Here is a 7601-nt window from a genome sequence, read left to right as displayed (position 1 = left end):
GATTTCCGACGCGTCGTACTGCAAGGCGGTGTTCACGTCGAAGTTGGGAATTGGCCCCTGTTTGGGGCCACCGGGGCTCAACGAACACTGGCTGGCCACGCCCGCAATCAGCAAACACGCAATGACCAGCGGAATGAGCGACCAGACCATGTCGCGATTGTTGTTGAGAATCCGGGGTTTGCTGTTTGCCACACCACCAGTATCCCCTCTGTGCGGCAGTGCTCGGTCGCCGCGTGCCTCACAGTCGACCCGACCCCACCGTCGGCATCACAGAAGTGAGATAATCGCGCCTGGGTAACACCCAACCAACCAGGAGGCTACAAACCGATGACGGCCAGCACCGAGTCCACTCGCGCCATGGCGCCAGATCGCAACCTCGCACTCGAACTCGTACGTGTCACCGAGGCCGGTGCTCTCGCGTCGGGTCGCTGGGTCGGTCGCGGCGACAAGGAAGGTGGCGACGGAGCGGCAGTCGACGCGATGCGTCAGTTGGTCGCCTCGGTCTCGATGCGCGGCGTCGTCGTCATCGGTGAGGGCGAGAAGGACGAAGCGCCGATGCTCTACAACGGCGAAGAGGTCGGCAACGGCAACGGACCCGACGTCGACTTCGCCGTCGATCCCGTCGACGGAACCACCCTGATGGCCAAGGGCATGCCCAACGCCATCTCGGTGCTCGCCGTCGCCGAGCGAGGTGCGATGTTCGACCCGTCCGCCGTCTTCTACATGGAGAAGATCGCCGTCGGCCCCGATTACGCCGACGTCATCGACATCACCGCGCCCGTCGCCGAGAACATCGCTCGCATCGCCAAGATCAAGAAGGGTTCCGCATCGGACGTCACGGTGTGCATCCTCGATCGTCCGCGGCACGCCGAACTGATCCAGCAGGTGCGCGACGCCGGATCCCGCATCCGGTTGATCTCCGACGGTGACGTCGCCGGTGCCATCGCCGCCGCCCGGCCCGATTCCGGCACCGACATGCTCATCGGCGTCGGCGGCACGCCCGAGGGCATCATCGCCGCCGCCGCAATGCGCTGCATGGACGGTGCCATCCTGGGGCGTCTGGCACCCACGGACGACGAAGAGAAGCAGAAGGCGATCGACGCAGGCCACGACCTGGACCGCGTGCTCGACACCAAGGACCTCGTCTCGGGCGAGAACGTCTTCTTCACCGCCACCGGCGTCACCGACGGCGACCTGCTGCGCGGCGTCCGCTACGCCGGCGGCGGTGCGCACACCCAGTCCATCGTGATGCGCTCGAAGTCCGGCACCGTGCGCATGATCGACGCATACCACCGCCTCGCGAAGCTGCGCGAGTACTCCTCGGTGGACTTCGACGCCGACGAGGCCGGTCAGGCACCGTCCTTCTGACCACGTTCACCTCCACCGCACCCACCACTGGCAAAGTAAGGCTCATGACGCAGACAGACGAACAGCAGTTCCGGATCGAGCACGACACCATGGGAGAGGTACGCGTTCCCATCGACGCGCTCTGGCGTGCCCAGACACAGCGTGCGGTGGAGAACTTCCCCATCTCCGGGCGTCCGCTCGAGCGCACCCAGATCCGCGCGATGGGCCTGCTCAAGGCAGCGTGCGCGCAGGTCAACAAAGATCTCGGTCTGCTCGACGGCGCACTCGCCGATGCCATCATCGCGGCCGCGAACGAGATCGCCGAAGGCAAGCACGACGACCAGTTCCCGATCGATGTGTTCCAAACCGGCTCGGGCACCAGCTCGAACATGAACGCCAACGAGGTCATCGCGTCGATCGCCAAGGCGAACGGCGTCGAGGTGCACCCCAACGATCACGTGAACATGTCGCAGTCCTCGAACGACACGTTCCCGACGGCTACTCACGTCGCCGCCACCGAGGCAGCCGTCACCTCGCTGGTACCCGCTCTCAAGCACCTGCACGAAGCGCTCGCCGCCAAGGCCGTGGAGTGGAAGACAGTCGTGAAGTCCGGCCGCACCCACTTGATGGATGCCGTCCCGGTCACCCTCGGCCAGGAGTTCGGCGGTTACGCCCGTCAGATCGAGGCCGGCATCGAGCGCGTCGAGGCCACCCTGCCCCGTCTGGGCGAGCTGCCCATCGGCGGCACCGCAGTCGGCACCGGCCTCAACGCACCCGACGGCTTCGGCCCCAAAGTGGTTGCAGAACTGGTGAAGTCGACCGGAATCGATGCACTCACCGCCGCCAAGGATTCGTTCGAGGCACAGGCCGCGCGCGACGGACTGGTCGAAGCATCCGGCGCGCTGCGCACCATCGCGGTGTCGCTGACCAAGATTGCCAACGACATTCGATGGATGGGATCGGGACCGCTCACCGGACTCGGCGAGCTCGCCCTCCCCGATCTGCAGCCCGGCAGTTCCATCATGCCCGGCAAGGTCAATCCCGTTCTCCCAGAAGCAGTGACGCAGGTCGCCGCACAGGTGATCGGCAACGACGCCGCAGTTGCCTTCGGCGGCGCATCGGGCGCATTCGAGCTCAACGTGTACATCCCGATGATGGCGCGCAACGTACTCGAATCGTTCAAGCTGCTCGCCAACGTCTCGGTGTTGTTCGCAGACAAGTGCGTCACCGGTCTGCAGGCGAACGTCGAGCACCTCAAGACCCTCGCCGAGTCCTCGCCGTCCATCGTGACGCCACTGAACTCCGCGATCGGCTACGAGGAAGCTGCAGCCGTGGCCAAGCAGGCACTGAAGGAAAAGAAGACGATCCGTCAGACGGTCATCGACCGCGGATTGATCGGCGACAAGCTCAGCGAGGCAGAACTCGACAAGCGCCTCGACGTACTCGCGATGGCGAAGGTCAAGGACTAGCTTTCCCGATCGCCCGCCGGACCCCTGAACGCGTGAATGGTCCATTGCACCGCCGAGACGTGTGCAGTGGACCATTCACGCTTCGAAGTGGGGCCAACAATCAGGCGAGGTGAGCGAGTTCCTCGCGTGCCTTCTTGCCGTCGTCGCCCAGATCGGTGCGGTCGAAGATCTTCCAACCCGCGAGCAGCGGCTTGAACACCTTGTCACGTTCCTGATCGGCGTCGTAGATGCCGGCTTCGGCGAGTGCTGCGGTGCTGCTGCCCCGCTCGGGCAGGTCCACCACAGGAATCTTGAAGCCGTTGATGCGGTCGGCCACGGCGCGAGCGGCCTGGTCGGGCACCACGGCGAATGCCTCGTCGAGGATGTTTGCGTAGAAGGTCGACTGCAACGCGTCGTCGTCGGCGATCTTGCCGAGGATAGTGGCCAACACCGGGTCCTTGCCGAGCGCAATCGTGTTGCGGTTGCGTAGTGACGCTGCGGCTTCCTCGATGGCGAAATGCGCGAGGATGTCGAGCAGATGGAGGCTGGGGGCGTCGTAGCCCAGAGTCATGTGCTCCATCCGGACGCGCTCGAGGGCGACCGGATCCACGGCGCGGGTGAGCACCAGGAAGTTGCGCAGCACGATCGACTGTCGGTTCTCCTCCGACGTCCACCGCCCGGTCCACTTCCACCATGCTCCGAGGCCGGTGAGGGCGTGGGCCAGTTCGCGGTGGTACGCGGGCAAGTTGTCGGCTATCAGGACGCCGACCGTCGCGGACAGGATTTCGACGTCGCTCAGGTGCGACTGCTCGGGCGTCCAGTCCTCGCCGCCGAGGAATGCGAAGTTCTTGCCCTCGTCGAACGGCGCGAGGTCATGGGGGTGCCAATCGCTCGCTGCCTCGATATGGCGCTTCAGATTCTCTTCGACCGCGGGCTCCAAACGGACCAGCAGATCACCGTCGGACAGGTTCGTAGACATGCGGTAACCGTAGCGCCTGCATCCGAACGTCCGACGCCGCACCCCTGAGCTCTGTGAATTCTCCTAAACCCAGGTCGGCGCGGGTCTATTCTGAGGAGCATCCAGTCACCGAAGTGAGGACTCCTCGTGATGCGGTCGGGTCGAGATTTCCTGTGTCTTGCTGTTGTGTGTTCGACGATTTTGCTGGTCGGGTGCGCGAACGACAACCCATCCACCGGGGACCGTCCCCCGACATCCGAGTCGGCACCGACCGAGGATCTTTCCCCTGGCCAGGTGGCCGGCGTCGATGTTCCGGCCGGCCGCGTCGACGATGCCGTCGGCGAGCTCGACGGCATCGTGGGGGAGCTGATGGCGTCGTCGAACATTCCGGGCATGGCCGTTGCTGTGGTGCACGGTGCCGACGTCGTCTATTCCAAAGGCTTCGGCGTTCGCGAGATCGGCAAGGACGATCCGGTCGACGGCAACTCGGTGTTCCAGCTGGCCTCGATGTCCAAGCCGGTAGGTGCAACGGTGATTGCGTCCCAGGTGGGAGCGGGTGTAGTCGACTGGTCGACGCCGGTGGTGTCGCAGTTGCCGTGGTTCGAGCTCGACGAGCCCTGGGTGACCCGAAACATCACGGTCGGCGACTTCTACGCGCATCGAAGCGGGCTACCCGGGCACGCCGGCGATCGGCTCGAGGACATCGGCTACGACCGCAGGCAAGTTCTCGAACGGTTGCGAGAGCTGCCCCTGGACCCCTTCCGCTCCACGTACCACTACACCAACTTCGGTCTCACGGCCGGAGCCGAGGCCGTTGCCGCGGCGTCGGGCAAGGACTGGGACACCCTCAGCCAGGACGCGATCTATGGTCCACTCGGGATGGACTCGACGAGTTCGTCGTTCTCCGACTACATGGGTCGGTCCGATCGCGCCGTGCCTCATGTCCTGGTGGACGGCGAATACCAGCCGAAATATCAGCGAGATCCCGACGCACAGACACCGGCGGGCGGGGTCAGCTCATCGGTGAACGACCTCGCCGAGTGGCTGAAGATGCTCATCGCCGACGGAACATACGACGGGGCGAAGATCATCGATCCCGACGCCCTCCTCCCAGCCGTCAGCGCGCAGATCATCTCCAACCCCTCGGCGACACCGGACTCGCGTGCCGGCTCCTACGGGTACGGATTCAATGTCTCGACCAGTGCGGCCGGACGCACGACGGTGAGTCATTCCGGAGCATTCGCGCTCGGGGCCGGCACCAACTTCGTGTGGATTCCCTCGCTCGACGTCGCCGTAGTCGTCCTGACCAACGCCGCACCCCTCGGTATCGCAGAAACAGTCACAGCCGAGTTCGCGGACCTCGTCCAGTTCGGCGAGGTACGCGAGGACTGGCGAACGCTGTACAAGAATGCCTTCGCCGGAATGAGCGAGCCGGAGGGTGAGCTCGTGGGCGAGACTGCTCCGTCGAATGCCGCTGCGCCTCGACCACTCGAGTCGTACACCGGGGTCTATCAGAACGACTATTGGGGGCCGGCCACAGTGACCGAGTCCGACGGAAAATTGGTGTTGGCCCTGGGGCCGAAGGGAACCAGCTACGAGTTGTCCCCCTGGGACGGCGACACCTTCACATTCGTGCCCTCCGGCGAGAACGCGCCCGACGGCACCGTCTCTCGAGCGATGTTCGACGCGAATACAGTGACGCTGGAGTTCTTCGACGGAGATGGATTGGGGCGGTTCACCAGATGACCGAGACACAGCAGGCAACCGAGATCGTGGAAGACATGCTCTACGCGGTGAAGAATCGCGACACCGACCGCGCGATGGCTCTACTCCACAAGGAGATCGTGTGGCACAACGTCGGGCTCCCGAAGGTGCGCGGTGCCTCGAACGTAGGCTGGTTCATGAGGGCACTTGCCAAGCCGGCGTACGGATTCGACGTCGAAATGCACAACATCGCAGCGAACGGAGATATCGTTCTCACCGAACGCACCGACGCCTTGATCTGGCGGCGACTGCGGATCGAGTTCTGGGTGTGTGGAACCTTCGAGATGCGCGACGGCACAGTGGCCGTGTGGCGCGACCACTTCGACAACCTGGACTTTTTGAAAGGCGTTGTCCGCGGATTGTTCCGAGCCGTGGTGGGTCGGTGACCATGTGAGCGGAACTTCGTAGTGGGCTACGAAGTTCCGTTCACATGCGCGAAGCGCTTATGCTCCGGAGGGGCCGAACTCTTCGAGCATTTCGGTCACCAGTGCAGCGATCGGTGAACGCTCGCTGCGGGTGAGAGTGATGTGCGCGAAAAGTGGGTGGCCCTTGAGCTTTTCGATTACCGCGGCGACACCGTCGTGTCGACCGACCCGAAGGTTGTCACGCTGAGCGACGTCGTGGGTAAGCACGACGCGGGAGCCGCTACCGAGCCTGGACAGCACCGTCAGCAGTACATTGCGTTCGAGCGACTGCGCCTCGTCGACGATCACGAAGGAATCGTGTAGCGATCGACCACGAATGTGTGTGAGCGGCAACACTTCCAGCATCCCACGCGCGATGACCTCTTCCATCACCTCGGGGCTGGCGAGACCTTCGAGGGTGTCGAACACCGCCTGACCCCACGGACCCATCTTCTCACTCTCACTACCGGGTAGGTAGCCGAGTTCCTGTCCACCGACAGCGTAAAGCGGCCGAAAGACAACGACTTTGCGATGCGATCGACGCTCGAGCACCGCTTCGAGGCCCGCGGTCAGGGCCAGCGCGGACTTACCCGTTCCGGCCTTCCCACCGAGCGAGACGATGCCGATGCTCTCGTCGAGCAGCAGGTCCAGAGCAACACGCTGCTCCGCGGATCGTCCGTGCAAGCCGAATGCCTCCCGCTCACCGCGGACCAGCTGAATCTGCTTGTCCGGAGTCACGCGCCCCAACGCACTCTGCCGACCAGCGAGGAGTCGAACACCGGTGTGGCACGGCAGGTCTCGCGCCTCGACGAGATCGATGACTCCATCGTTGAACAGGGTGTCCACGGCGTCGGGTTGCACGTCGAGTTCGGTCATCCCGGTCCATCCGGAATTCACCACGTCGTGAGCGTGATACTCGTCGGCGGGAAGACCGACGGCACCGGCCTTGACCCGCAGCGGAATATCCTTGCTGACGAGCACGACGTCCTTGCCCTCCGCCTTCAGATTGAGAGCACAGGCGAGGATTCGGGAATCGTTGGTGTCGGTGCGAAAACCGACGGGGAGCACCGAGGGGTCGGTGTGATTGAGCTCGACTTGCAGTGTGCCACCGACGCTTCCGATAGGAACCGGCTGATCGAGTCGGCCGAACTCGACGCGGAGATCATCGAGCATCCGCAAGGACTCCCGCGCGAACCACCCCAACTCGTGGTGATGGCGTTTACCCTCCAACTCGCTGATGACAACCAGCGGAAGAACCACATTGTGCTCGGCGAACCGAATGACTGCCCAGGGGTCCGAAAGCAACACCGAGGTGTCCAGCACGAAGGTCCGGAGAGGGGCGGAAACGGAGCGTGAAGTGGTCACGTGGGGCTCCTATGTTCGCACGACACCGCACGAACGTTGGTCGCTCGGGCCGGTCGGTCCAGACGTGTCAGATGACACGAGGGCCGGGTGCCGGCCCTCTCGCGCTCACTAGCTCAGTCACGTATCAGAACCTCCCGCACAGGTAGCTTCCCCGCTTCCTGTTACTGCCGACGGTACAGCCGAACCATGGGTTCGGCTCGCTGAGAAGTCTGGCGTGTCGGTGAACAACGCGTTACGTCGAAACCGCCCCGCCCCGGATGCGTGAATGGACCACTGCACACGTCTGGGCAGTGCAATGGTCCATTCACGCGGACC

At 64.0% G+C, this 7601-nt stretch carries 7 protein-coding genes; 4 read left to right on the top strand and 3 right to left on the bottom strand.

Features of this window, described 5'->3' with window-relative positions; genetic code table 11:
* The coding region (locus RHODMAR_RS10230; RefSeq protein WP_157226052.1) for a DUF4245 family protein at positions 1–192 on the bottom strand (192 nt) is incomplete at its 3' end.
* Between the two features lie 135 nt (positions 193–327).
* Between RHODMAR_RS10230 and glpX the strand changes: the two genes are divergently transcribed.
* Positions 328–1368 carry a class II fructose-bisphosphatase gene (gene glpX / locus RHODMAR_RS10225; protein WP_008714108.1) on the top strand — a complete coding sequence of 347 codons (1041 nt, stop codon included), beginning with the start codon at positions 328–330 and terminating at the stop codon, positions 1366–1368.
* 44 nt (positions 1369–1412) lie between these two features.
* A complete protein-coding gene (locus tag RHODMAR_RS10220) occupies positions 1413–2816 on the top strand; it encodes a class II fumarate hydratase (protein ID WP_008714105.1) in 1404 nt (467 codons plus the stop codon).
* A 100-nt stretch (positions 2817–2916) separates the two neighbouring features.
* Here the strand turns inward: RHODMAR_RS10220 and RHODMAR_RS10215 are convergent, their stop codons facing one another.
* Positions 2917–3774, bottom strand: coding sequence for an acyl-ACP desaturase (locus RHODMAR_RS10215; RefSeq protein ID WP_042938660.1), 858 nt, complete (start codon positions 3772–3774; stop codon positions 2917–2919).
* 129 nt (positions 3775–3903) lie between these two features.
* Between RHODMAR_RS10215 and RHODMAR_RS10210 the strand changes: the two genes are divergently transcribed.
* Both RHODMAR_RS10210 and RHODMAR_RS10205 read left to right on the top strand, forming a co-directional pair.
* Positions 3904–5499 (top strand): serine hydrolase, encoded by a 1596-nt coding sequence (locus RHODMAR_RS10210; protein ID WP_042938659.1) that lies wholly within the window; start codon positions 3904–3906, stop codon positions 5497–5499.
* A complete protein-coding gene (locus RHODMAR_RS10205; RefSeq protein WP_008714098.1) occupies positions 5496–5903 on the top strand; it encodes a limonene-1,2-epoxide hydrolase family protein in 408 nt (135 codons plus the stop codon). The genes RHODMAR_RS10210 and RHODMAR_RS10205 overlap by 4 nt, the downstream gene beginning before the upstream one ends.
* A 57-nt stretch (positions 5904–5960) precedes the next feature.
* Here the strand turns inward: RHODMAR_RS10205 and RHODMAR_RS10200 are convergent, their stop codons facing one another.
* Positions 5961–7286, bottom strand: a complete 1326-nt coding sequence (locus tag RHODMAR_RS10200) for a PhoH family protein (protein ID WP_008714097.1) — start codon at positions 7284–7286, stop codon at positions 5961–5963.
* Between the last annotated feature and the right edge of the window lie 315 nt (positions 7287–7601).

Origin of the sequence: Rhodococcus sp. AW25M09 (genome assembly GCF_000333955.1) — a bacterium.
Lineage (GTDB): Bacteria > Actinomycetota > Actinomycetes > Mycobacteriales > Mycobacteriaceae > Rhodococcoides.
The sequence above is the reverse complement of the archived record's forward strand: the minus strand, read 5'-3'. Positions and strand labels throughout refer to the sequence as shown.

Excerpts from the sequence above, each read along its gene's own strand:
- glpX (WP_008714108.1), top strand. The coding sequence starts at position 328 with ATGACGGCCAGCACCGAGTCCACTCGCGCCATGGCGCCAGATCGCAAC.
- RHODMAR_RS10220 (WP_008714105.1), top strand. The coding sequence starts at position 1,413 with ATGACGCAGACAGACGAACAGCAGTTCCGGATCGAGCACGACACCATG.
- RHODMAR_RS10215 (WP_042938660.1), bottom strand. The coding sequence starts at position 3,774 with ATGTCTACGAACCTGTCCGACGGTGATCTGCTGGTCCGTTTGGAGCCC.
- RHODMAR_RS10210 (WP_042938659.1), top strand. The coding sequence starts at position 3,904 with ATGCGGTCGGGTCGAGATTTCCTGTGTCTTGCTGTTGTGTGTTCGACG.
- RHODMAR_RS10205 (WP_008714098.1), top strand. The coding sequence starts at position 5,496 with ATGACCGAGACACAGCAGGCAACCGAGATCGTGGAAGACATGCTCTAC.